Annotated in this window: 22 protein-coding genes, 1 other RNA gene and 1 other annotated feature; of the genes, 2 read left to right on the top strand and 21 right to left on the bottom strand. The window is 39.2% G+C overall.

What is annotated here, in order from left to right; genetic code table 11:
- Positions 1 to 32 precede the first annotated feature (32 nt).
- The 3 genes from mnmA to cymR are packed head-to-tail and all read right to left on the bottom strand — an operon-like array spanning position 33 to position 2,800.
- A complete protein-coding gene (mnmA, locus tag CBM15_RS05430; protein WP_087616075.1) occupies positions 33 to 1,151 on the bottom strand; it encodes a tRNA 2-thiouridine(34) synthase MnmA in 1,119 nt (372 codons plus the stop codon).
- A 59-nt stretch (positions 1,152 to 1,210) separates the two neighbouring features.
- Positions 1,211 to 2,356 carry a cysteine desulfurase family protein gene (locus CBM15_RS05425; RefSeq protein ID WP_087616073.1) on the bottom strand — a complete coding sequence of 382 codons (1,146 nt, stop codon included), beginning with the start codon at positions 2,354 to 2,356 and terminating at the stop codon, positions 1,211 to 1,213.
- Positions 2,357 to 2,380: 24 nt separating this feature from the next.
- Positions 2,381 to 2,800 carry a cysteine metabolism transcriptional regulator CymR gene (gene cymR / locus CBM15_RS05420; RefSeq protein WP_008408540.1) on the bottom strand — a complete coding sequence of 140 codons (420 nt, stop codon included), beginning with the start codon at positions 2,798 to 2,800 and terminating at the stop codon, positions 2,381 to 2,383.
- A gap of 133 nt (positions 2,801 to 2,933) precedes the next feature.
- Here cymR and CBM15_RS05415 point away from each other — a divergent pair, with 133 nt between their 5' ends.
- Entirely contained in the window at positions 2,934 to 4,214 is a 1,281-nt protein-coding gene (locus CBM15_RS05415) for a replication-associated recombination protein A (protein WP_087616071.1), read from the top strand.
- A gap of 61 nt (positions 4,215 to 4,275) precedes the next feature.
- On the opposite strand, the gene CBM15_RS05410 is transcribed toward CBM15_RS05415, so the two are convergent.
- The 6 genes from CBM15_RS05410 to hisS form a co-directional block, all read right to left on the bottom strand.
- Positions 4,276 to 4,770 carry a GTPase gene (locus tag CBM15_RS05410; protein ID WP_087616069.1) on the bottom strand — a complete coding sequence of 165 codons (495 nt, stop codon included), beginning with the start codon at positions 4,768 to 4,770 and terminating at the stop codon, positions 4,276 to 4,278.
- Positions 4,771 to 4,914: 144 nt separating this feature from the next.
- Positions 4,915 to 5,319, bottom strand: coding sequence for an aminopeptidase (locus CBM15_RS05405; RefSeq protein ID WP_087616067.1), 405 nt, complete (start codon positions 5,317 to 5,319; stop codon positions 4,915 to 4,917).
- Positions 5,320 to 5,638: 319 nt separating this feature from the next.
- Positions 5,639 to 6,400: a tRNA threonylcarbamoyladenosine dehydratase gene (locus CBM15_RS05400; RefSeq protein WP_087616065.1), complete on the bottom strand. Its 762-nt coding sequence runs from the start codon at positions 6,398 to 6,400 to the stop codon at positions 5,639 to 5,641.
- A gap of 192 nt (positions 6,401 to 6,592) precedes the next feature.
- Positions 6,593 to 6,790: non-coding RNA, 6S RNA (gene ssrS, locus CBM15_RS05395), on the bottom strand.
- 157 nt (positions 6,791 to 6,947) lie between these two features.
- On the bottom strand, positions 6,948 to 8,720 hold the full coding sequence (gene aspS, locus CBM15_RS05390) for an aspartate--tRNA ligase (RefSeq protein WP_008408547.1): 1,773 nt from the start codon (positions 8,718 to 8,720) through the stop codon (positions 6,948 to 6,950).
- A 14-nt stretch (positions 8,721 to 8,734) separates the two neighbouring features.
- Entirely contained in the window at positions 8,735 to 10,003 is a 1,269-nt protein-coding gene (hisS, locus tag CBM15_RS05385; RefSeq protein ID WP_087616063.1) for a histidine--tRNA ligase, read from the bottom strand.
- A gap of 86 nt (positions 10,004 to 10,089) precedes the next feature.
- Positions 10,090 to 10,325 (bottom strand) — a binding site (T-box leader).
- Positions 10,326 to 10,481: 156 nt separating this feature from the next.
- Here hisS and CBM15_RS05380 point away from each other — a divergent pair.
- Entirely contained in the window at positions 10,482 to 12,086 is a 1,605-nt protein-coding gene (locus CBM15_RS05380) for an N-acetylmuramoyl-L-alanine amidase family protein (RefSeq protein WP_087616061.1), read from the top strand.
- 69 nt (positions 12,087 to 12,155) lie between these two features.
- On the opposite strand, the gene CBM15_RS05375 is transcribed toward CBM15_RS05380, so the two are convergent.
- From CBM15_RS05375 to CBM15_RS05320, 12 genes are all read right to left on the bottom strand, one after another.
- On the bottom strand, positions 12,156 to 13,355 hold the full coding sequence (locus CBM15_RS05375; RefSeq protein ID WP_087616060.1) for an iron-containing alcohol dehydrogenase: 1,200 nt from the start codon (positions 13,353 to 13,355) through the stop codon (positions 12,156 to 12,158).
- Positions 13,356 to 13,483: 128 nt separating this feature from the next.
- Positions 13,484 to 14,269: a vWA domain-containing protein gene (locus tag CBM15_RS05370; protein WP_087616058.1), complete on the bottom strand. Its 786-nt coding sequence runs from the start codon at positions 14,267 to 14,269 to the stop codon at positions 13,484 to 13,486.
- A 165-nt stretch (positions 14,270 to 14,434) separates the two neighbouring features.
- Positions 14,435 to 14,656 carry a hypothetical protein gene (locus tag CBM15_RS05365; RefSeq protein WP_008408555.1) on the bottom strand — a complete coding sequence of 74 codons (222 nt, stop codon included), beginning with the start codon at positions 14,654 to 14,656 and terminating at the stop codon, positions 14,435 to 14,437.
- A gap of 184 nt (positions 14,657 to 14,840) precedes the next feature.
- Positions 14,841 to 15,404, bottom strand: coding sequence for an NUDIX hydrolase (locus CBM15_RS05360; protein WP_087616056.1), 564 nt, complete (start codon positions 15,402 to 15,404; stop codon positions 14,841 to 14,843).
- A 135-nt stretch (positions 15,405 to 15,539) separates the two neighbouring features.
- Positions 15,540 to 15,968, bottom strand: a complete 429-nt coding sequence (locus CBM15_RS05355) for a GatB/YqeY domain-containing protein (RefSeq protein WP_008408559.1) — start codon at positions 15,966 to 15,968, stop codon at positions 15,540 to 15,542.
- A 153-nt stretch (positions 15,969 to 16,121) separates the two neighbouring features.
- A complete protein-coding gene (gene phoU / locus CBM15_RS05350; RefSeq protein WP_008408561.1) occupies positions 16,122 to 16,775 on the bottom strand; it encodes a phosphate signaling complex protein PhoU in 654 nt (217 codons plus the stop codon).
- 22 nt (positions 16,776 to 16,797) lie between these two features.
- Positions 16,798 to 17,571: a phosphate ABC transporter ATP-binding protein PstB gene (gene pstB / locus CBM15_RS05345; protein WP_087616584.1), complete on the bottom strand. Its 774-nt coding sequence runs from the start codon at positions 17,569 to 17,571 to the stop codon at positions 16,798 to 16,800.
- 54 nt (positions 17,572 to 17,625) lie between these two features.
- On the bottom strand, positions 17,626 to 18,504 hold the full coding sequence (gene pstA / locus CBM15_RS05340) for a phosphate ABC transporter permease PstA (RefSeq protein ID WP_087616054.1): 879 nt from the start codon (positions 18,502 to 18,504) through the stop codon (positions 17,626 to 17,628).
- Between the two features lies 1 nt (position 18,505).
- The gene (pstC, locus tag CBM15_RS05335) at positions 18,506 to 19,450 is read right to left on the bottom strand and encodes a phosphate ABC transporter permease subunit PstC (protein ID WP_008408566.1); all 945 of its coding nucleotides are present in this window, start codon (positions 19,448 to 19,450) and stop codon (positions 18,506 to 18,508) included.
- Positions 19,451 to 19,554: 104 nt separating this feature from the next.
- Positions 19,555 to 20,526 (bottom strand): PstS family phosphate ABC transporter substrate-binding protein, encoded by a 972-nt coding sequence (locus CBM15_RS05330; RefSeq protein ID WP_087616052.1) that lies wholly within the window; start codon positions 20,524 to 20,526, stop codon positions 19,555 to 19,557.
- A 159-nt stretch (positions 20,527 to 20,685) separates the two neighbouring features.
- On the bottom strand, positions 20,686 to 21,099 hold the full coding sequence (locus tag CBM15_RS05325; protein WP_065215652.1) for a response regulator: 414 nt from the start codon (positions 21,097 to 21,099) through the stop codon (positions 20,686 to 20,688).
- A gap of 53 nt (positions 21,100 to 21,152) precedes the next feature.
- Positions 21,153 to 23,363, bottom strand: coding sequence for a peptidoglycan D,D-transpeptidase FtsI family protein (locus CBM15_RS05320; RefSeq protein ID WP_087616050.1), 2,211 nt, complete (start codon positions 23,361 to 23,363; stop codon positions 21,153 to 21,155).
- Positions 23,364 to 23,543 lie beyond the last annotated feature (180 nt).

Here is a 23,543-nt window from a genome sequence, read left to right as displayed (position 1 = left end):
GACGCTCATTTTTAATGAACGTCTATCGTCTATTACCCTACATATGTTAATTTTTCACTATTTTTAAATACGCCATCGATTGTACCGCCACCTAGGCATTCTTCACCATCATATAATACAACCGCTTGTCCCGGTGTAATCGCTCGAACCGGTCCCGCAAATTCAATATATGCTGTACCGTCTTCACGCATAGTCACGGTTACCGGCGAGTCTTCCTGACGATAGCGGAATTTAGCCGTGCAATTAAATGTGCCCGTTTTCGCTTCACCTGTAAAGCTCATTTTTACCGCCGTCAATGCATCCGAATACAATGCATCGTGATGGAAACCTTGGCCAACATATAATACGTTACGTGTTAGATCTTTACCGACAACAAACCAAGGTTCGCCGTCTCCGCCAATCCCTAGGCCGTGACGTTGCCCTAATGTATAGTACATTAAGCCGTCGTGCGTACCTTTTACCTCACCATCAAATGTTTCCATATTGCCCGGCTGTGCAGGTAGATACTGGCTTAAAAATTCTTTGAAATTACGTTCACCGATGAAACAGATCCCAGTTGAATCTTTTTTCTTCGCTGTTGCCAAACCTGCTTCTTCCGCAATTTTACGGACTTCAGGCTTCGGTAAATGACCAATTGGGAACATGACCTTTTCAAGCTGTTCTGAAGTTAACTGATTCAGGAAATACGTTTGGTCTTTATTATTATCAATGCCGCGAAGCATTTTCACACCATTCTCGTCATGCGCTACACGTGCATAGTGGCCTGTCGCTAAATAGTCCGCGCCAAGTGCCAGTGCATGCTCCAGGAAGGCTTTGAATTTAATTTCTTTGTTGCACATCACATCAGGATTCGGTGTACGGCCTGCTTTATATTCTTCCAGGAAGTACGTAAACACTTTATCCCAATACTGTTTTTCAAAGTTAACTGCATAATACGGAATGCCGATTTGGTTGCATACTGCGATGACATCATCATAATCTTCTGTCGCTGTACATACACCGAATTCATCTGTATCATCCCAGTTTTTCATGAAAATACCGATTACATCATAGCCTTGCTGTTTTAATAAATAAGCGGCTACTGATGAATCAACGCCTCCACTCATTCCAATAACTACTCGAATTTGAGATGGATCTCTTGTTTCTACCATTTACTATTCACCTTTTCTTAGACAAATCGCGTAAAAGGCGCGAAGTCTTTCTTATAAATTTACGAAGTTAGACGTTTCACAATTTCAGCAGTACGCTTACCTGCTTCTCGCACTAACTCGTCTGTTAATCCTAACCCAAAACTGAAACGAATGGAACTACGAAGCTCAGGGGCGTTCTGTCCATACATTGCAACAAGTACATGGGACGGATCAATCGAACCTGCTGTACAAGCCGAACCGCTAGATACGAGTACGCCGGCCATATCCAAATTGATTAAAAATGATTCAACATCCGTCCCGGGGAAAGTCACATTCAATACATGTGGTAAAACGCTCGTTTGATGACCATTCAGATGAAAATCAATATTCGCCTGCTGGAACTGTTCGATTAAAATATTTTTGAAACCATTATACTGCTCCATACGCTGTTGTGAAGACCGTCCTGCTAACTCGGCAGCTTTTGCAAAAGCAATCACAGCCGGGACATTTTCGGTACCTGCACGGCGTTTTTTTTCCTGTGAGCCACCATAAAGGATATTTGTCAGTTTAACTCCTGTTTTTGCATATAAAAAGCCGATTCCTTTAGGACCGTTAATTTTATGCGCCGAAACACTTAGTAAGTCAACGTGGAGTGCTTCAACATCCATTTTTTCCAGTCCAAATGCTTGTACAGCATCTGTATGAAATGTTGCGGTATGTTCTTTTACTATCGCACCAATTTCTGCGATAGGCTGGATTGTGCCAACTTCATTGTTACCATACATAATCGTCACTAAAATCGTATCATCACGTAAAGCCTCTTTTACCTGTTCAGCGCGGATACGTCCCGTTTGATCAACTGGTAAATACGTCACCGTGAAACCTTCTTTTTCAAGCTTTTCACACGCATGTAAAACTGCATGGTGTTCAATTGCTGTTGTGATAATATGTTTACCTTCTTTTTGGCGCGCAAACGCTGTTCCAAAGATGGCCATATTATCGGCTTCTGTTCCTCCGCTTGTAAAAATAATTTCAGAGGGCTTCGCATTTACTTTGGCTGCCAAACTAGCCCGAGATTCATCCAGCGCTTTACGTGCACTGCGTCCAACTGTATGAATACTTGATGCATTACCGCTTTCCTCTGCCATTGCACGTGCCATTACATCAATTACTTCCGATGCAATTGGCGAAGTAGCGGCATGATCAAGATAAATTGAATTTTTCAAACTAACTAACTCCTTTAAATAACACTAAATGTAAAACATGTAACCGTCAGATACTTCATTATTCGTATATTTTGCCAAATCATCAATCGTCGTTGTATCCAACACATTTTTCACTGCATCGCGAATCCGCATCCACAGTTCACGCTGTGGCGCTTCCTCATTTTCAATTCCTTCAACCGGCTGGATCGGTCCTTCCAATACGCGGATGACATCAGCAGCCGAAATTTCATTAGGCTTATGTGCCAACATATAGCCGCCGTATGCACCACGAACACTTTTTACTAGGCCTGCATTGCGGAGTGGTGACACTAATTGCTCTAAATACGCTTCAGATAAATCTTTATCCGCAGCAATTTGTCGCAACGGAATCGGTCCTTCACCATAATGCTTTGCCAATTCAATCATAATCGTTAAACCGTAACGCCCTTTAGTCGATATTTTCATCGTTACACCTCTTATTTTCTAGTCCTATAATATTATTCATTATAACACAACTCCTTTTAAACCACTCGGAAATACTTTATGATAATTAACAATAACCAATTTATTTTACTGAAAAGAAAAGGAGCGAAAAATTATGCAAAATGAACCGCTCGCCTATAAAATGAGACCTCGTACCATTCAAGAAATTGTCGGTCAGCAGCATATTATTGGAACGGCAACACCATTGTTTAGAATGATCGAAAAAGGACATGTACCTTCGATATTGTTATACGGACCTCCGGGAGTTGGAAAAACATCGATTGCCAACGCGATTGCCGGGAGTTCGAAACTTCCGTTCTTTGCATTGAACGCAACACATGCTGGGAAGAAAGATATTGAGCAAATCGTGATGGACGCGCGTATGAGCGGTAAAGTCCTCTTATTTTTAGATGAAATCCACCGCTTCAACAAACTTCAGCAAGATACATTGCTGCCGCATGTGGAAAACGGTTCAATCGTCTTAATCGGGGCAACAACGGAAAACCCGTTCCATGATGTAAACCCTGCCATCCGTTCGCGCTGTGGGGAAATATTACAATTGGAACGCTTAACAGGCGATGATATCGTTCAACTACTCAATCAGGCATTAGCAGATAAAGAACGTGGACTTGGACATTTAGAAATTGATATAACCGAACAGCAAATCGAAAAAATTGCCAATGCTTCCAACGGAGATGCCAGAAAAGCATTAACTCTTTTGGAATCGGTCTATTATGCTTCAGATGAAAAAGACGGAGTAACCATTATCAATGATAATGCGATCGACGCACTTGCAAAACGAATTGGGGTTTTTGGGGATAAAGGGGGCTCTCATTTCTATAACTTATTGTCTGCCCTTCAAAAATCGGTACGTGGCAGCGATCCAAATGCTGCGCTCTATTATTTGGCTCATTTACTCGAAAATGGGGACTTAGTTGCAGTATGTCGAAGACTGCTCGTCATGGCCTATGAAGATATCGGACTTGCGAATCCTAGTGTCGGAGCACATGTGCAGGCAGCGACGGAAGCTGCCGTGAAACTCGGGTTGCCGGAAGCACGCATACCGCTTGCAACCGCTGTCGTTGAAATGTGTTTATCGGACAAATCGAATTCAGCCTATAAAGCATTGGATTCAGCGATTGCAGCAATTCATGAAGGGAAAACCGGTGATATACCGAACCATCTAAAAGATGCTCATTATGCGGGTGCGGCAGAACTCGGTCATGTCGGTTACAAATACCCTCACGATTCCCCTCTTGGAACTTTTGGTGGCTGGGTGCAACAGCAATATTTACCGGATGAATTGGCAGGTACCGAATTTTATAAGCCCGTCATAGCAGGTGAAGAAAAAAGAATGGCCGCTATACATGAGAAGCTAAAATCCTTTAAGAAATAAAAGACAATTTATAACGAATACAAAAAGAGTCATTTTCAAATGAAAATGACTCTCTTATATTTTACTTTTCGTATGACTCTGCAAATTTCTTAAATGCTTTAATACACTGTTCCACATTGTCGGCAACAGTCAGCTTAACTTCTTCACCGCTTAACTGGTAAATACTCTTTTGAATCTCCGAAAGCAATTCTTCATTATTTTCAGTATGCGCGTTTGGAATACAGCTCGCACTTAACTCATAAAACTTACTCACATGTGCACGTGCATCCATATCATCTTCCGCAATTAAGTTGGCATGCGCTAAACCGGTAAAGTATAAAAGTTTTGAAGCAATATCCATATAAAGCGTCCAATAAGTAGTGCTTGATGGCAGTTCCCCGTCATTTTTAGCAATGTAAAAATTAAAATTATTCGCTACTTTGTGCAATAATCTATCCAGCTGCTCAAAAGCTTTTGACCAATTTGGTTTTGTATCGATATTTTCAAAAACGATTGTATCCATCTTCAATTGCAGACTCGGCAAATTCAATAAATCATTTTTCATTTCGATTGTCATTCTATCGTTCCTCCTTGCATCCCCATGCATATTATCAATACACTCTAACTATAGCAAAAAAAAGGAATTTTTCTTCAAAAACGAAAAAATCATTAAAATCCTGCCATATTTTTGCCATAATTATTCTCTTAATAGAATATTATGTCATTTGCCATTCAAAGATTCACCTGTCAAACGGGAAAAGTACTTTGCATACAATAACTTCTCTATATTTATATAGTCGTTTTTAAATACAACCATCTCACCCTGTTTATAGATTTTAACGGAAGGGCCTGAACTGTAAAAAAACCAGTTAAATGATTCAATCCATATATCTAAATTTTTTTCATCATTGCTTAAAAATAATTGCTTTTCTTTTATTACATTCGCCATTTTCCAGAAACCTTCGCTTAGCTTGAAGTTTTTCGTTAAAAAATCATATTCCGGTTCAACAATATGATCGGTATCATAAATGTGAATCGTATTTAAATCGGCATCTATTGCAATTTCCACTGAGCCGATCACATCATGTAAATTCAAACCCCGGTATTCCAATTGTTGTATGACCATTTCTTAAGCTCCATTTCTTAAATATTTTTATTGTTTTATCACAATAATATTGTATTCCATTTAATGAATAACCATTCATAACAAAACCACTTTATGAGGAAATTTTTGTATAAACTAATATAAGTATGTAATTTATTACGTAATAATTTGATTAACGGAAAGATAAATTTGATGATTCATTAATTGTCTAATGACGTTTTAGATGTAAAAACAAGGTTAAAATCAGTAAATATCATTTAACAATTCCTCAATAAAAAAGATGTGTTAAAAGGTTTAGAAATACCTTTTACACATCCTTTCATTTATGGAAGTTTACGACTTACCCTTGAACACGTTTAATTTCGACATCTTTTAAAATCGTATTAATAACCCAGCTTGCTGCAATTAATCCGGCAACAGATGGTACGAATGCATTTGATGAAGGTGGTAATTGTGCTTTGCGGATTTCCGCTTCAGGCTTTCCTACATATTGTGCAACGTCCGGACGTACGACAATTGGGGATTCATCTGAAAATACAACAGTTACACCTTTTTTAATGCCTTCTTTACGCAGTTTTGTACGGATTACTTTTGCCAATGGATCTGTATGCGTTTTTGAAATATCGGCAATTTGGAATCGTGTAGGATCCATTTTATTGGCAGCACCCATGCTTGAGATAATTGGAATGTTGCGTTTTAAACATTCTTTCATAATATGGATTTTGTACATAACTGTATCGGATGCATCGATTACATAATCAATTCCTTGTGCGAAAAACTGTTCATATGTTTCTTCTGTATAAAACATATGCATATCAATTACTTCACACTCCGGGTTAATATCTGCAATCCGTTCTTTCATAATAGCAGACTTTGACTTTCCAACTGTTGATAGATATGCAACTAATTGACGATTGACATTCGTAATATCCACATTATCTTTATCTACTAATATGATACGGCCAATCCCGCTGCGTGCACATGCTTCTGCCGCAAACGAACCTACACCGCCTACACCTAAAATTGCGACTGTCGTTTCTTCCAGCTTTTCTAACCCTTCTGTTCCAATAGCTAACTCGTTTCGTGAAAATTGATGTAACATCTAATTTTACCCCTCAATCTTTATCATTCTACTAGGCATTATAACGACATCATATACGAGATGCAAGCAACAATCTAATGACAGAAAGTAGCATTTTCGATAATATCATTTCAGGAATGCTCCGATTCCAGTTATTATAACAAAATAAAAATACTCTTCTACATAAAAGTAGAAGAGTAAAATTAGAAATGGACGAATCCCAAAAATGCCGTCTTGCTACAACATCGTTTTGATCCCGCGTCTATAGCAAGGGGGTGCACTAATCGCAGCGTTAAACTTCCCGCTCCAAATGGGGCATGTTTGCTTCTACGGTAATAGTAGCTCCCAACGATTTATTGTTCGGTCAAAAGTGTTTAGTAACAAATATAGCGACGAACACTTCAGGATTCGTATTAGTGTTATATTAACACCAATATTCTGATTATTCAATCGAAAACATTCCATTCTTATAAATTATTAAAATTGTACTAATTTTTTAGAATAATATGGTTCCAATTTACTTCATAAAAAAAGGTACATCTTCCCGTGAGAAGAAGTACCTTAACATTTATTTTTTTGCTGTCGCTGCGATACGTAAGCTTAACTCTTCAAGCTGTGCATCCGAAACTTGTGATGGTGCATCTGTTAATAAACAGCTAGCTGTTGCCGTTTTAGGGAATGCAATTGTATCACGTAAGTTTGTACGGCCTGCTAGAAGCATTACTAATCGGTCAAGTCCCATCGCCAAACCGCCATGTGGAGGAACGCCGTAGTCAAATGCTTCAAGTAAGAAGCCGAACTGTGCACGCGCTTCTTCTTCAGTAAATCCAAGCAGTTCAAACATTTTTGCTTGTAAATCCGGCTCATAAATACGTAGTGACCCGCCGCCAAGCTCATAACCGTTTAATACGATATCATATGCCTGTGCACGAACTTCTTTAGGGTTTGTATTCATTAACTCTAAATCTTCATCGAATGGGCGAGTGAATGGATGGTGGGCCGCATAGTAACGACCTTCCGCCTCATCGTATTCGAATAATGGCCAATCAACAATCCATAAAAATTCGAATTTCGACTCATCGATTAAGCCTAGTTCTTTTCCTAATTTTAAACGTAATGCGCCTAGTGCATCTGCAACTACAGAAGATTTGTCTGCAACGAATAATAATAAGTCACCAGCCTGTGCTTCTGTTGCTTGGATGATTGTGTCCGCTGCTTCGCCTTCAAAGAACTTCGCAATCGGGCCATTCAAGCCTTCTTCTGTCACTTTTAACCATGCTAAACCTTTTGCCCCGTAACGGCCTGCAAACTCGCCTAATGCATCAATATCTTTACGTGAATAGTTTGCTGCTGCGCCTTTCACATTGATTGCCTTCACTTCACCGCCATTTGCCACTGCGTTAGCAAATACACCGAATGCCGATTCTTTTACGATGTCTGAAAGCTGTTTTAATTCCAGTCCGAAACGTACGTCTGGTTTATCTGAACCGAAACGATCCATTGCTTCTTTATAGCTCATGCGCGGGAATGGTGTAACGACATCAATGCCTTTTACATCTTTCATAACTTGAGTAAGAAGACGTTCGTTCATTTCTATAATTTCATCCATTGATAAGAATGAAGTTTCGATGTCGACTTGTGTAAATTCCGGCTGACGGTCTGCACGCAAATCTTCATCCCGGAAGCAACGAGCAATTTGGAAGTACTTCTCAAAGCCACCTACCATTAATAGCTGTTTAAATAACTGTGGTGATTGCGGTAATGCATAAAATTCACCATCATGTACACGAGATGGAACTAAATAGTCACGTGCTCCTTCTGGTGTTGATTTCGTTAAAATTGGTGTTTCCACTTCCAGGAAGCCTTCGTTTTGTAAGAAATTGCGGATTGTACGTGTTACATCAGAGCGCATCTTAAATGTGTCATACATTACTGGGCGACGTAAATCCAAATAGCGGTATTTCAAACGTAACTCTTCCGAAACTTCCGCATTGTTATCGATTGCGAATGGCGGGTTTTTTGCTTCATTAATAATCGTCAGTTCAGAAGCCACCACTTCGATTTCGCCTGTCTTCATATTTTTGTTAATTTGGGAAGCATCACGTAAAACTACTGTACCTTTTACTTCAATGACAAATTCATTACGAATTTTATTGGCAAGTTCTAAAGCGTCTTTCGCTTGATCACCGAAAACTACCTGTACGATCCCTTCACGGTCACGCATATCCACGAAAATTAATCCGCCTAAATCACGACGTTTTTGTACCCAACCTTTTAATACAACTTCCTGTCCCGCTTCTGCAGCTGTTACTAAGCCACATGCATGTGTTCTTTGCGCCATTGTTATTCCTCCAACTATTTGTTTTCTAAAACGTATTGGACAAGCTGACCGAATTCCACTTTTGTCTGATCGCCTGTTTCCATTGTTTTGACGTTTACTGCTTGCTCATCTAATTCTGACTCACCTAATACAATGACAAATTTTGCATTCGCACGGTCAGCAGCTTTCATTTGCGCTTTCATTTTCCGGTCCAAATAATCCATATCTGCTGAAATGCCTTTTGCACGGAACGAACTTACAAGCTCCACTGCTTTGAGTTTAGCTTCTTCACCCATTGCCACAACATACATTTCCAGATTATTTCCCGTTGCAAGCTCGATGTTTTTTGCTTCCAGCGCCAATAATAATCGTTCAATTGACAGGGCAAAACCGATACCAGGTGATTCCGGTCCGCCAATATCTTCAACTAAACCGTTATAGCGCCCGCCACCGCAAAGTGTCGTAATTGAACCGAACCCTTCACCGGTAATCATAATTTCAAACGCTGTATGGTTATAGTAATCAAGACCACGTACTAAGTTAGGATCCACTTCATAGGAAATGCCCAGTACATCCAAATATTGTTTTACTTTCGTGAAGTATTCTGCAGAAGAATCCGTCAAATAATTCGTTAAAGCCGGTGCAGTAGCCATTGCCGGGTGTTTAGCATCTACTTTACAATCTAAAATACGTAAAGGATTTTTCTCCAGACGGCTTTGACAATCACTGCAAAGCTCCCCAACAACAGGAGTGAAATGCTCAATTAACGCACTGCGGTGCGCATCACGCGTATCTTTGTCACCTAATGAATTAATGACTAATTTTAAATCAGACAAACCAAGTGTTGTATAGACATCCATTGCAAGTGCCATTACTTCCGCATCAATCGCCGGATCAGCTGAGCCGATTGCTTCTACACCAAACTGTACGAATTGGCGATATCGTCCTGCCTGTTGACGTTCATAACGGAACATTGGACCTGTATAATAAAGTTTGACAGGTTGATCTGCCTGACCGAACATTTTATGCTCCACGTATGCACGTACCGCTGAAGCAGTTCCTTCTGGACGTAATGTTAACGAACGATTTCCTTTGTCCGTAAATGTATACATTTCTTTTTGTACGATATCCGTTGTATCCCCTACACCGCGTTGAAACAGTTCTGTTGATTCAAACATTGGTGTGCGAATTTCGTTATAGCGATATTTTTCACATAAATCACGGATGACACGTTCTACATACTGCCATTTTTCGGATTGACCCGGTAAAATATCCTGTGTTCCTTTTGGTACTTTAAAATTCATAAAAGCACTCCTCTCTTAATTGACCAAACGCATTGCGAGCTGAAGAAAGAAGAAAATAAAAAAAGCTTTCGTCCCTTGCAAAAACTGCAAGGGACGAAAGCTTGTAAATTCTTCCGCGGTTCCACCCTAATTGATGTATCTCTACATCCTCTCGAATTCGGATAACGGCCGATTCCGTCTTCCCCTACTAGAAAAAATTTTTTCGAGGAAACGCCTCTCAACTGTTGTTCACATGTTACATACTGCAGGAAAGATTACAGCCTATGTCTTTCCCTCTCTTTTCAGCATTGGCAACCGCTACTTGTTTGGTCATTGGCAATGTTACTTTTGTTAAATTAACACTAATCTTAATGATGTCATGACAAGTTGTCAACCATTTTCAAAAAAACGCTATATTTTTTGTCATAAATACTTTTATAATATAGGAGTATATAGTGAAAGGGTCATTTAAACAAAATAATTTTAAAAGGAGGAAACTATGAAAAAAAATAAAATAATAATTGGTTTATCAATTTTATTATTATTCACAGCGGTAATTCCGTATAATTATTCCGCTCGCCCTGCTTATGCCAACGGGGAACCGTTGTATGTAAACGCGGAAATTTTATATTTACGTGAAGGTCCCGGTCTTTCTTATCCGATCATCGATACGTTAAAAGAAGGAACTGAGATCATTTCGATTGAAAAACAAGGTGATTGGCACCATGTTCAGGTCGGACAACAAGAAGGTTGGGTTGCGGCATGGCTTGTGAAAACAGCAAATGTGCAAAAAGACTCGTCATCTGACAAAACGGTCATTTCTCAAGTGGACTCTTTAAATGTTCGTGTAGCGCCATCATTATCCGCATCTGTACTGACGAAAATTTCTTCCGGGACGGAAAGTAAATTTTTACAACAGGAACAGGATTGGATTCAAATTCAGTTCGGGGAAATGACAGGTTGGGTATTCGCAGAATATGTCACAGTAAAAGATGCAAAGTCGGAAACACCGGAAACTCCAACTGATAATGTGGAACAGGAACAATCAAATGAACCTATAGAGCAAATTGATCCGAATACATTTACCGTTAATGTAAGTGCCGTAAACATCCGAAAAAAACCTGATTTAACAGCAAAAAAATTAGGACTTGCCACGGAGGGCCAACAGTTTAAAGTGCTTAGCCGCGATCATAATTGGGTCGAGATTGAATATGAAAAAGGCAAAAAAGGTTGGATTTACAGCTTTTACGGAACTTTCACAAAACAATTGAAACAAAATCATTCATCTGAGAAAGAAGAAGCGAAAAACTTTGTCACGATTATTTATAACGGGACAAACTTAAGGGAATCCCCTTCTACTTCTTCAAATGTAGTCGTTATCGCAGATGCTGGTCATACATATCCGATAGTGGAAAGTGAAGGCGACTGGTTTAAAATCGCAGTAAAAGATCAACAGACTGCGTATGTCGCAAACTGGGTTGTAAGTGAAAACAATTCACAGGGAACTACATCCCCAAAAAATACAAGCCAAGTAGCCGAGCGTAAACAGGGTACATTAAAAGGCTTAACAATCGTGCTGGATGCCGGTCATGGCGGTAATGACCGTGGTACTACCGGCGTTCGTGGAACCGACGAAAAAGATATTAATATTATTACAGCAGAAATGCTCCGTTCCAAATTACAGGCTGCCGGTGCAAATGTTGTCATGACCCGGGAATCTGATATATTTGTCGACTTGCGAAAGCGTGTAGCAGTGTCGCATCAGGCAAGTGCCGATGCGTTTATCAGTATTCACTATGACGCAAATGAAGATAGTTCAGTGAGCGGTTTTACGACCTATTATACGAATGGTTACCAGCAAAAGCTTGCCGAATATGTCCATGAAGGCTTGGCATCAAAAGTTAACTTGAAGGACCGTGGACCGCGCTTCGGAAACTATTTAGTGCTACGCGAAAACCGCCAAAATGCTATATTGCTTGAGCTCGGTTATTTAAGTAATCCTTCTGAAGAACGGGCAATTACTACAGATTATTACCGGGAACAAGCAACACTGGGCATCTATCAAGGGTTATTAAACTATTTCGACGACCAACTTGAACAATAATAATATACAAAAAATAAACCCCGATTTCTCTATGGAAAAATCGGGGTTTTTTGCTTGTCCTTTTTTCTACTATTCCTGAATGACTTGGTATAAATAAAACATTTCATCTTTATTCACAATGCGCGGTACAGGGTACAGCGGGTTCGCTTCTTGTATAGCGCGCTCTACCATTAATGGCACATCACGGTTGATGATTCCTGTTATTTTTCGAGGAATGTTCATCTTTTCATTTAACGCTTCAATCGCTTCAATAAATAACTCTGCCTTTTTTTCATCGCTGTCTGTTATTTTCCCGATTCCTACAATCGTCGCCAGTTCTGCTAATGGCTTAGCAGCGCTTTCGCCGTAAAATCGCAGGACATGCGGCAGGATTATCGCATTGGCAAATCCGTGCGGAACTTGATAGAAACCACCGAGTGTATGAGCAATGGCATGAACATAGCCTACATATGCCCGGGTAAATGCAAGTCCGGCCAAATAGGACGCACGCTGCATTTCCGTCCTTGCTTTCATATCTGTTCCCTCAACATAGGCGCGCTCTAAATACTTAAAAATAAGTATAACTGCCTCACGGGCATATTTTCTCGTCTCCTCTGTATTACTTTTTCCAATATAGGCTTCCACGGCATGTGTCAAAGCGTCCATTCCCGTCGTAGATGTAATATGCGGAGGCAAATTAATCGTTAATACCGGATCTAGTACAGCGTAATGCGGGACAAGCACTGGATCCATAATAGCGAATTTTTCATGTGTTTCACTATTTGATACGACTGCGGCTATCGTCCCTTCGCTTCCCGTTCCGGCCGTAGTCGGAATTGCAAAAAACGGCGGCATTTCTTTTCTTACTTTGAATAATCCCTTTAAATCAACCAACGATTTATCGGGGCGTGCTATCCTTGCCGCAACTGCCTTAGCACAATCCATCGGTGACCCGCCGCCAAATGCTATAATGCCATCACAATTATTCGCATTATACAGTTCCAATGCTTCTTCAATATTTGTGAAAGTTGGATTTGGAACGGTTTTACTATAGACAACAAATGCAATATTTTGCTCCTGTAAGCCCTCCAATAACTTATCCATAAGCCCTAGTTTGTGAATTCCTTCATCTGTAATCACTAAAAGCATATTTAAATCTAAACTTTTCACAAGGTCCGGCAATTTTTCAAGGCTGTTTTCCCCTTGGAGTAATTCTGGCTTTCTCCAGTTCATAAGCTTCATACCGACACGCATTGAACTTTGGACGGTTCTACAATAGGCTGTATACATCGAACGAAACACTCCATTTCTCTCTATTTATGTATCCTTACTTTAATTATTCCGCACTCCCTTTTAAAATTCCTTGTGTGTAACAAAATTGGGCAAATTAAAAACGAACCCAAAACGGATTCGTTTCATTAATCGTTGGCAAAAAATACTTTGTCTGCAAAGGAAATCGGCTGTTTTTCAAAGTCGGTTTCGCTCATCGCGATGACCGCGAGATCGATATCAAGTTCCTGCATTTTTCCGGCAGCAACTTCTTGATTCAGTTTATGGAAATCGCTAAATTGATTATCCGTAATAATCATAAGATCCCGCTGATGGCAAATGTTGTCTTGGGTAAAAAGTTCAATCGCCTTGTCTATAGCCGGCATAATTTGAGCGTCTCCAGTTAAAAAATGCTGCAGAAATTGATCAAACATTTCAATTTCAAGTGTTCCATTTTTAAAAAGGAGCGGTTGAGCCGGTTTATTACTAAACGGAAGTATGATTAAATCACGTTTTTGGATAGCACATAAATTAAATAGCGGTAAAATGGTCCCTTTCGTAAATGCTTCAACCCCCTGCATGGCGTCAGATTGCTGTAGGATGACTATCATGGGCGAATAAAGATTTTTCATCTCTTCAAACGGCACATACAGTACATTGCCATCAATAACAGTCCGATCTTTCAGTAATTGCTTTTGTTGCTCAATCGGGAATAAATAATCTTTATCCTGTATTTTCGGCATCGTTGCTTCCACTTCTGCAATCATTTCTTCAAGTGCAATTGCAATTTCGATAACCTCTATGAATAATGGTTGTTTACCGAATTTCTCCAAAAACTGTTGCTGCTCATTTTCATCTAAAGCTTGAAAAGATGCATTACGATATAAAAAATGAAGAATTTCATCTGTTAATACAGTCTTATATTCATTTGTCATGTAAAACCCTCCATCTGTTTTCAAATCAATACCGATAGTATAGCGAAGATTAAAATTAAAAAGTAGTAATTTAAACTGTGGGCGAATAACTAACTTTATAATCGTTTTTTCTGCATAAAAAAAGCGGTATCACTAGGATACCGCACCACACATAAATGTATGTAATTATAATTTTTGAGTTAAACCGTGTAAAGTATCTTTCAAATCACGATCGTTGTCTGAAAGCTCGATTAGGTTTCCTAAACGTTCGTGTAAAATTGGACGTTCAATTACTAGTTGCTCATCTAAAACTTGAACCAATAATTCAAGAAGCATACGGTTTTGTACTAATAATGCTTCTTCCACTCGATCTGGGTTAATTTTATATTCTTTTACTTTTTTCGCCATTTGAAAATAGCCTCCCTTTTGTTTATACAACGTTATTTTAGCACACGGTTGTTTAATTTTGTGAAATTATTTCAATTTCAGCATTCGTTTGTGTTTTTCTGTATATCAGCGAGTTGAATCCAGAAAATCTCCGTATGGAAAAAATCAGTCTTTAGAAAAAATGTTATCCATTTCAGCCTATCGTTTAACAGCCGATTTTTTTTACCTTCTCTATAATTTTCTCATAGATTGGAATCATATGCGCTTCCGTACATTTTTCGGCAACTTCGTCCATTGCGATCCAACCTACTTCACTGTTTTCATCAAGCTTCGCTTTAAATGTCGCTTCATCTTCCACTTCAAATATATAAGTCACATTAAAATGTAAATGTGCTGCAACATATTTTCCGTTTTTCATATGACCGATAACCGGCAGGATATCAAGCGAAATAATATCTTCCTGCATCGCTTTTGCTTCTGTAAGACCTGCTTCTTCCATCAGCTCTTTTTTCGCTACATTAAATAAATCAGGATCGCCGTCTGCATGACCGCCCATCCAGCCCCATGAATTATAAATATTATGATGAGCCATTAGTACACGGGTGCGGTCTGGGTTGAATACAAAAGCTGAAGCAGTAAAATGCAGAACTTCATTATTTCTTGTCAGGACATCCGATAAACTAGCCATTGCACGTAAAATGATGTCTCGATCTTTTGCTTCCTGTTCATTGTAAGGTACATACAGTTCAATTTGTTCATGTAAGGTCATTTTAATCCTCCCTATCCTAATTCCTTTTTGTAGTGTAAGTGTTATTGTTTTAGAAAAATATAGCGAAAAGGACGTGACCGTCAATTAATTGCGGCACACCTCCTTTTCTGTTACTTGACAATGCTTATTTTCATTTTAGGAAATGAGCGTTTTGACAACTTTTGAAATTGTCGCTCCGTCTGCTTTTCCATCAAGTAAAGGCTTTGCAATTTTCATTGCATCCCCCATATTCATGCCTGAAGTAATACCAGCTGCCTGAAGCTCAGCTGAAATTTCTTCCTCTGTTAACTGTTTTGGTAAGAAGCTTTTTAAAATGACTAATTTTGCTTCCTCTTTTTCGATTAAATCTGGACGGTCTGCTTGCTTTGCACCTTCTAGTGACTGGTTTGTCTGCTTAATTTCACGATTAATGACAGCAATTTCTTCCTGTGGCGTCAATTCCGCACCTTTTTCCTTTTCTGCAGAATCCAAAGCGGATTTCACTAAAGTTAATACTCCTTTAGCCAATACATCTTTGTTTTTCATCGCTTGCTTTAATTGGTCAAATACAATTGTTTTTAACATGCTGTCTACCCCTTTACATTTAAATAAGTACAGGACTTATTTGAATTACCTTTATTGTACCATGTACCCTTTCATTACATAAATTATTCATGAACAAATTTGTTTGATTAAAGAAAAAAAGTATAGGAAGTCTCCTCCCTATACTTTTTACATTTAATTATTCAGTTCATAATGCTTCCCTTTTACAAGGTAGAATAAATGCTCGGCTATATTTGTTGCGTGGTCTGCCGAACGTTCGATACAGCGGCATACGTATGATAAACTCGTCACTTGTGCCACTTGCTCATTGGAAACAGACAACTTCATTAAGTTACTAAGTATATTGCCTGTTAATTCGTCGACCTCATCATCCAGTTTTGCAATTTCTTTTGCCTTAGTCGTATTCTCCTCTAAAAAGGCGTCGACAATTTGGCGCAGCATTAAAATTGTTTTATGGAACATTTCCTCAATCGGCTCCACGCTCGTGACAAATGGTGTTTTTCCGATTCGAATTGTTTCCTTTGCGATATTGACCGCATGATCACCTATGCGCTCCATATCCGTTGCTGCTTTAATCACAACAATTAAACGGCGTAAATCTGTCGCAACAGGCTGTTGTTTTGCAATGAGTAAAATGACACGGTCATTGATTATTTCCTCCAACCTATTAATCTTCGGATCGGTATCTATAACTTGAAGCGCCAAATCAATATCCTTTTTTAAAAAAGCTTTAAAAGACTCCTGCAATGAATGAATACTTAAATCACACAGTTCCATTAAATCTTGCTGTACCGCTATTAGATCATGTTCAAAACGCTCGCGAATCATCGTTATCATTCTCCTTTTCTAATTATCCAAATCGACCGGAAATATAGTCTTCGGTGCGCTGATCTGACGGTGTCGAGAAAATGATATCTGTCTTATCAAACTCTACTACTTCCCCGTTCAGGAAGAAGGCCGTTTTGTCGGAAATACGTGCAGCCTGCTGCATATTATGTGTCACGATGACGATTGAATATTGTTCTTTCATCTGCTGTACAAGCTCTTCAACTTTTAATGTTGAAATTGGGTCAAGCGCTGAAGTCGGCTCATCCATTAAAATGACATCCGGTTCGATTGCCAAACAGCGTGCGATACAAATACGCTGCTGCTGACCGCCTGATAACCCATAGGCATTTTGATTTAAACGATCTTTCACCTCATCCCAGATGGCTGCACCACGCAGGGATTTTTCCACAATTTCGTCCAGGATTTTCTTATTTTTAATCCCATGTATTCGTGGTCCGTATGCGATATTATCATAAATCGATTTTGGAAACGGATTCGGTTTTTGAAACACCATGCCGACCTTCGTGCGCAGTTCTTCCACTTCATAGCCGTTTGAAAAAATATTACGGCCGCGATAATTGATTTCTCCTGATGTCCGTACGATCGGCACAAGTTCTACCATTCGGTTTAATGCTTTTATATATGTCGATTTCCCGCAGCCGGAAGGACCGATAATTGCCGTTACTTCGTTTTCCTTCATGTCTAAGTTGATATCTTTTAAAGCATGGTGATCCCCATACCATAAATTAAAGTTATGGGACTGCATGACATTCGCTTGATTTTGTTCGATTCCCATTGCAGATTGACGCACATTATTTTTCGTTAATACTTGAACCATTCCATTTCACTCCTAATATCGTTTTTGGAATTTATTTCGAATATAGATTGCAATGGAATTCATCGTTAATAAGAAAATCATTAATACGATAATTCCTGCTGAAGCCACATACTGGAACGCTTCTTGCGGACGTTTTGCCCAATCGAAAATCTGCATCGGCAATGCGGTAAATGTATCGAGATATCCAGTTGGTAAAAACTGTAGAATGACTGGAATACCGATTACTACTAATGGTGCTGTTTCACCAATTGCTCGAGATAACGCTAAAATACTACCTGTTAAAATTCCCGGAATAGCTGCCGGCAGCACGACCCTAACAATCGTTTGCCATTTCGTTGCACCCATTCCGTATGAAGCTTCGCGCTGTTCATTTGGTACCGAGCGGATCGCTTCTTGAGCCGCAACAATAATAACAGGCAATATGAGTAGACTCATCGTCAGTCCGGCTGCCAAAATACTTTTTTCAAAGCCAAACAGTCGAACGAAAATTGTTAATCCGAGTAAACCGAAAACTATTGAAGGAACCCCTGCCAAGTTAGAAATATTTATGCGGATAAAATCATTTAATTTGTTTTGCTTTGCATATTCCTCCAAATACAGCGCTGTACTTACCCCTAAAATAATCGAGACTGGGGCAACAACGCTCATCAGCCATAATGATCCGACTAGTGCTGCTTTAATCCCTGCATTTTCGGGAATACGTGACGCGAAGTTTGTAATGAAATTCATATCTAAAAAACCAATTCCTTGCGACAAAATTCGGTATAGTAACATACCTAAAGAAACAAGGGCAAAACTTGTAGCAATAATGAAAATAATTTTCCACATTTTATTCGAATTGAGGCGTTTATTCATCCGCTTCATCACTAAATCTTCTTGTATATAGCGCATATTAATACTCCTCTCGGAAGCGTTTTGAAATGTAGGTTGCAAGCAAATTCATTGCTAATGTGAAAATAAACAATGTAAACCCTACTGCGTAAATTGAGTAGTAAATTGTAGTACCGTAACCGGCATCACCTGTCGTTACTTGTACGATATAAGCAGTCATTGTTTGAATCGAATCAGTAAAGCCAAAGTCGAATTTTGGTGTAGATCCGCCTGCCAGCGAAACAATCATCGTCTCCCCTATTGCCCGGGAAATACCTAATACGACAGAAGCGACAATACCTGATAATGCGGCTGGCAGAACAACTTTAACTGCTACTTCGAATTTTGTCGCCCCTAACCCTAACGCTCCTTCACGAATCGAACTTGGAACAGAGCTCATCGCATCTTCGGACATGGATGTGATCATTGGTAGTATCATGATTCCGACAACAATCCCGGGGCTTATTGCATTAAATATTTTCAAATCGGGAATAATGGCCTGTAAAATGGGTGTAATAAATGTTAAGGCAAAGAACCCGTATACAATTGTTGGTACACCTGCCAGTACTTCTAAAATCGGTTTAATGATTTTTCGTACACGTTCTGATGCATATTCACTTAAATAAATGGCAGCGCCCAAACCGAATGGTACTGCTACAATAATAGCAATCAGTGTTATTTTAAATGTCCCGAATATTAATGGTAATACTCCATACAATGGCTCCTTACCTGAGAATGGCAGCCATTCTGTACCAAATAAATAATCTGTAATCGACACTCGCGTGAAGAATTCAAATGTCTCGAATATTAGTGTAAATACAATCCCAAACGTCGTAAGAACCGAAATCGTTGCTGCTAAAAATAACCCGATTGGTACTAACTTTTCGATTACTTTCTTTCCTTTGCGATTGCGCGAACGCTCGATTAATTGTTGGACACTTACTTGCTCCTGTTGTTTAAGAGCCATGTGCGAAAACTCCTTCCAGTCATCTATATAAATAAACGGTCAATTTTCATCATAAAAAAACGTGTGGGGGCATGAGAGCCACCCCACACTATTAAACATCGTAATTATTTTAATCCTTCTAACTCTTTTAGAGCTTCTTCATACTTTTCATCTGGTAAGCTCACATACCCTACTACTTCTGCCATTTCACCAGCATTTTCAAGTGTGAATTTCATGAAGTCATATGTAGCTTCATTGTCTTTAACTGCACTGTTTTTCACATAAACGAAAAGTGGTCGTGATAATGGTGAGTATTCACCTGATTCGATTGTTTCGTTTGTCGGTTCCACACCGTCAACAGTTACAACTTGTAATCTATCTTTATTTTCCAGGTAGTATGCGTATCCGAAATAGCCGATTGCATTTTTATCTGCTGTTACACCTTGTACTAACACATTGTCATCTTCAGATAATGTTGCTGTTTTAACAATGTCTTCACCGTCTAAAATGACTTCATCGAAGTAATCATACGTACCTGAGTCAGAACCTGGTGAGTAGAATACAATTTCTTCATCCGGCCATGAAGGATCAATATCAGACCATTTTTTCGTAGAACCATCTTCAATCCAAATCTTCTTTAATTGGTCAACTGTTAAATCTTTTGCCCAAGTATTTTCAGGGTGTACAACTACCGATAAACCGTCGTAAGCAAGTTCAAATTCTGTATATTCTACTCCTGCGTTTTTAAGCTCTTCCATTTCAGTATCTTTGATTGGACGAGAAGCGTTTGAGAAATCCGTTTCACCATTGATGAATTTTTCGAATCCGCCGCCTGTACCAGATACACCAACTGCTACGCGTACATCTTTTTGTACGCCCGCGTATTCTTCAACTAATGCTTCTGTAATTGGAGCAACTGTTGATGAACCATCGCCTACTACGTTACCTGTCAATTGTGCGCTGCCAGTTTCAGCTTGTTCAGTGTTTGTTTGTGCAGATGTTGATGTTTCATCATTATTTTCTTCTCCACCACATGCTCCTAAAAGAATTGCTGAACCTAGTAAAGCTGTTGATGTTAAGTACTGCCACTTTTTCATTTGTAATTCCTCCGCTTGTTTAATAGATGTTTTTCTTACAATTCCAACTATAGTCACAAATTGTTAAGCTTATATAATTCCGCAGTTAATTGCATGTAAATCATTGTAAATAAAAAAGACAATTTACAGGAGTTCCCGGCAAATTGTCTCATTTTCTTCTTATTGAATCTTTTTTACGCTTTTAATGTTAATTAGTTTAATAGGATGTTCTGTATAGGCTGCTTTTTCCTTTTTCGTCTTTACTTTATGTACATAAAGTAAAATGGTTTTCGCATCTTTTGGATGGGCATAGCCTTCGAACGTAGCATTATATAACACCGAACCGTCTCGCATTGTAACCGTCGCTTTTTTTGCGTCAACCAATTCTCGTAAAAAAGGATAGGCTTTAACATTCCGTTCGCGCTCGGCACGGACTAAACGGGGCTCCAGTACAAGCAGGAGCCCTTCAAAAATAACAATATAGATTACCGACATTAAAATAATGAGCCATGCCGGCAAATCCATGAATGCTAGAATCGCTGCATTACTTAGGGCACCGATGATAACAACAATATGTATTATCTTCTTTCTCATTGAATCTTCTCCTTAAAAAAAATCCCGTAGCAAGAAACTACGGGATCATGATTTTATTCATTTACTGTTTCAACTTCTTCATCCTCATCCAGCTTTTCATCTGAATGCTTGATGATCGGTTTTTCTACTTTACTTGTAGATAAGCCCTCTTCTGCATATTTATTTTTCAGTTCAAAATAGGAATCTACTAATTCACGTGCTGTTAAATTCGCCTGTGGTAAATAGTTATTTGTAAAGTTCGTTGTTGCCCATGGAAAAATGACTGCATAAGCAATTTCAGGATCATCAAATGGTGCATAGCCTACATGGACAATATTGATCGTGTTAGTTTTCCATTTATCACGCTGCGGTCCATAGTAAACTACCTCGGCTGTACCCGTTTTACCAGCAGCTGTATAATCTGCTGTTTCAAACTGACGGCGGGCAGAACCATTTGCCCCGAAGTAAACTCGGCGCAGACCTTCTTGTACATGTTCAATTTCTCCTTGGCTGTTTTCGATTTTGTTTAAAATTTTAGGTGCTACTTCTTCCACAACTTGCCCTAAATACTCGCCATCTTTAGAAGGGTTGCGTATTTCTTTTAACATGCGTGGTTGAATGCGGTAACCACCGTTTGCAATCGTTGAAATATATTGTGCCAATTGCATCGTTGTATACGTATCAAACTGGCCGATCGCCAAGTTTAATAGTTTTACATCGGTATCCGGGTCTGCCTGATAGCCTGTCGATTCCCCAGGAAGGTCGATCCCCGTTGGCACACCTAGTCCAAACTGCGCATACTCATTTCGCATTGTCTGCAATGTACCCGGAGCTAAACTAAAGCGCATACCTGGTGAATACGTACGGCCGCCAATACCCATCGCAATTTTGAACATATAGACGTTTGATGAACGTTCCAATGCCGTTAAATCATCCAGCATGACACTACCAGTCTTATTGAATAAAGTATTCAGTGTAATATTCCCGATTCGCATTGGTGAATCGAGCATAACCGTTCCCGGCCTAATAACTCCCTCATTGTAGCCCATTAAAACGGTTGCTGCTTTTACAGTTGACCCTGCTTCATATGCTGAAGTGAATGTACCGTAAGAATAGTCAACAATATAAGGTTTGCCAGTGTCTTTATCTTTTTCTATTTTCTTGCCGACTACAGATAATAGCTCTCCGGTTTTTGGACTCATTGCAACTAAAAATCCGCGGTCCAATAATTGAGAACCACCTTTAGCTTTTAATTCCAATAAATACTTCTCCAAAATTTCATCAGCTTTTTGCTGCAGTTCCACATCGATTGTTGTTACTAAATCTTTGCCGGGCTCCCCTGCGAAAGTCGTCATCGTTTCAACTACTTGGCCTTTTTTATTCGTTATGTTTTTAACGACTGATTTTTCACCTTGCAAAATTTCTTCATACTGTGCTTCAAAATAACTTTCCCCAACACGGTCGTTCCGAGAATAATCACGTGCTAAATAAAAATCCAGTTTCGATTTAGGTACACCTTTGCTTGGTACCGTTGTTCGACCTAAAATCGCTAATGGAGATAATCGTACGCGTTTCCAATCGGTTGTCGTATTCACACCCGGCAGATCCGCCAATTGTTCTGAAACGCGAGCAAATTCTTCCGGTGTAACATTCTCACCTTTAATAATTTGCGGGGATAAATTATAGCCCGTCATCATTTCACGGTAAATCGCGAGAACTTCCAGGTCAAAGTCGGTAAGCTGTTCCAGTTCTTCATCTGTAATCCGTTCCCGAATCCGTCGATCATACTCTTTATTGATTTCCTTCATTTCTAATTCTTCATTTTCAAGTTGGAATTTCGTCATTTCCTTTTGTGTTACTTTTTCTTTTGCTTTTTCCGGATTCCGTAAAATCCAGAAATCTAATTTATCGCGCTGTGTTACTTTTTCTGTCGGCTGCTCGATGAGATTTGCAAGTTTTTCTGCAATTTCAAGCATTTCAGCGGATTTTGTTGTTTGCATTTTTGTATACGTAATCGCATTTTCAGGCTGATTATCAACTAAAATACGACCATAACGGTCAAAAATACGGCCACGGGGCACACTAGTATTTACCCGCACTTCCTCTGTACGCTCTAAAGCACGCACATAATCTTCACCTTTTACAATTTGTATATATCCTAGACGAAATATTAGTACTGAGAACAAAACAAATATTGAAAAGAAAAGGATATTCATCCGAAAAGTTAAACTTGCCCGTTGCTTTGCCTTCGGATTTTGCTGACGATTTTGCGTAATTTTGCGCAAAGAACTCTTCCCCTTCCTTACTTTATGTATCGTGTACATGAATGTATAGTCATAGCTTTTAGTATAACACTGAAAACTCCATGAAAAAAGAGTTCAGATTTTTATTATTCATCTTTTAGACGGCTGTACTTTTATAAAGTTTCACAAAAAAGAAGCTTCACGAAAATTACGTGGAGCTTC

Origin of the sequence: Solibacillus kalamii (assembly GCF_002174535.1) — a bacterium.
Taxonomy (GTDB): domain Bacteria; phylum Bacillota; class Bacilli; order Bacillales_A; family Planococcaceae; genus Solibacillus; species Solibacillus silvestris.
Note: the sequence above shows the minus strand (reverse complement) of the source record. Positions and strands in the feature narration are given on the sequence as shown.

What these genes read in the sequence shown, in the direction of transcription:
- mnmA (WP_087616075.1), bottom strand. Translation starts at nt 1,151, where the DNA reads ATGGTAGAAACAAGAGATCCATCTCAAATTCGAGTAGTTATTGGAATG.
- cymR (WP_008408540.1), bottom strand. Translation starts at nt 2,800, where the DNA reads ATGAAAATATCGACTAAAGGGCGTTACGGTTTAACGATTATGATTGAA.
- CBM15_RS05415 (WP_087616071.1), top strand. Translation starts at nt 2,934, where the DNA reads ATGCAAAATGAACCGCTCGCCTATAAAATGAGACCTCGTACCATTCAA.
- CBM15_RS05410 (WP_087616069.1), bottom strand. Translation starts at nt 4,770, where the DNA reads ATGACAATCGAAATGAAAAATGATTTATTGAATTTGCCGAGTCTGCAA.
- CBM15_RS05405 (WP_087616067.1), bottom strand. Translation starts at nt 5,319, where the DNA reads ATGGTCATACAACAATTGGAATACCGGGGTTTGAATTTACATGATGTG.
- CBM15_RS05400 (WP_087616065.1), bottom strand. Translation starts at nt 6,400, where the DNA reads ATGTTACATCAATTTTCACGAAACGAGTTAGCTATTGGAACAGAAGGG.
- aspS (WP_008408547.1), bottom strand. Translation starts at nt 8,720, where the DNA reads ATGGCGCAAAGAACACATGCATGTGGCTTAGTAACAGCTGCAGAAGCG.
- hisS (WP_087616063.1), bottom strand. Translation starts at nt 10,003, where the DNA reads ATGAATTTTAAAGTACCAAAAGGAACACAGGATATTTTACCGGGTCAA.
- CBM15_RS05380 (WP_087616061.1), top strand. Translation starts at nt 10,482, where the DNA reads ATGAAAAAAAATAAAATAATAATTGGTTTATCAATTTTATTATTATTC.
- CBM15_RS05375 (WP_087616060.1), bottom strand. Translation starts at nt 13,355, where the DNA reads ATGTATACAGCCTATTGTAGAACCGTCCAAAGTTCAATGCGTGTCGGT.
- CBM15_RS05370 (WP_087616058.1), bottom strand. Translation starts at nt 14,269, where the DNA reads ATGACAAATGAATATAAGACTGTATTAACAGATGAAATTCTTCATTTT.
- CBM15_RS05365 (WP_008408555.1), bottom strand. Translation starts at nt 14,656, where the DNA reads ATGGCGAAAAAAGTAAAAGAATATAAAATTAACCCAGATCGAGTGGAA.
- CBM15_RS05360 (WP_087616056.1), bottom strand. Translation starts at nt 15,404, where the DNA reads ATGACCTTACATGAACAAATTGAACTGTATGTACCTTACAATGAACAG.
- CBM15_RS05355 (WP_008408559.1), bottom strand. Translation starts at nt 15,968, where the DNA reads ATGTTAAAAACAATTGTATTTGACCAATTAAAGCAAGCGATGAAAAAC.
- phoU (WP_008408561.1), bottom strand. Translation starts at nt 16,775, where the DNA reads ATGATTCGCGAGCGTTTTGAACATGATCTAATAGCGGTACAGCAAGAT.
- pstB (WP_087616584.1), bottom strand. Translation starts at nt 17,571, where the DNA reads ATGGGAATCGAACAAAATCAAGCGAATGTCATGCAGTCCCATAACTTT.
- pstA (WP_087616054.1), bottom strand. Translation starts at nt 18,504, where the DNA reads ATGCGCTATATACAAGAAGATTTAGTGATGAAGCGGATGAATAAACGC.
- pstC (WP_008408566.1), bottom strand. Translation starts at nt 19,450, where the DNA reads ATGGCTCTTAAACAACAGGAGCAAGTAAGTGTCCAACAATTAATCGAG.
- CBM15_RS05330 (WP_087616052.1), bottom strand. Translation starts at nt 20,526, where the DNA reads ATGAAAAAGTGGCAGTACTTAACATCAACAGCTTTACTAGGTTCAGCA.
- CBM15_RS05325 (WP_065215652.1), bottom strand. Translation starts at nt 21,099, where the DNA reads ATGAGAAAGAAGATAATACATATTGTTGTTATCATCGGTGCCCTAAGT.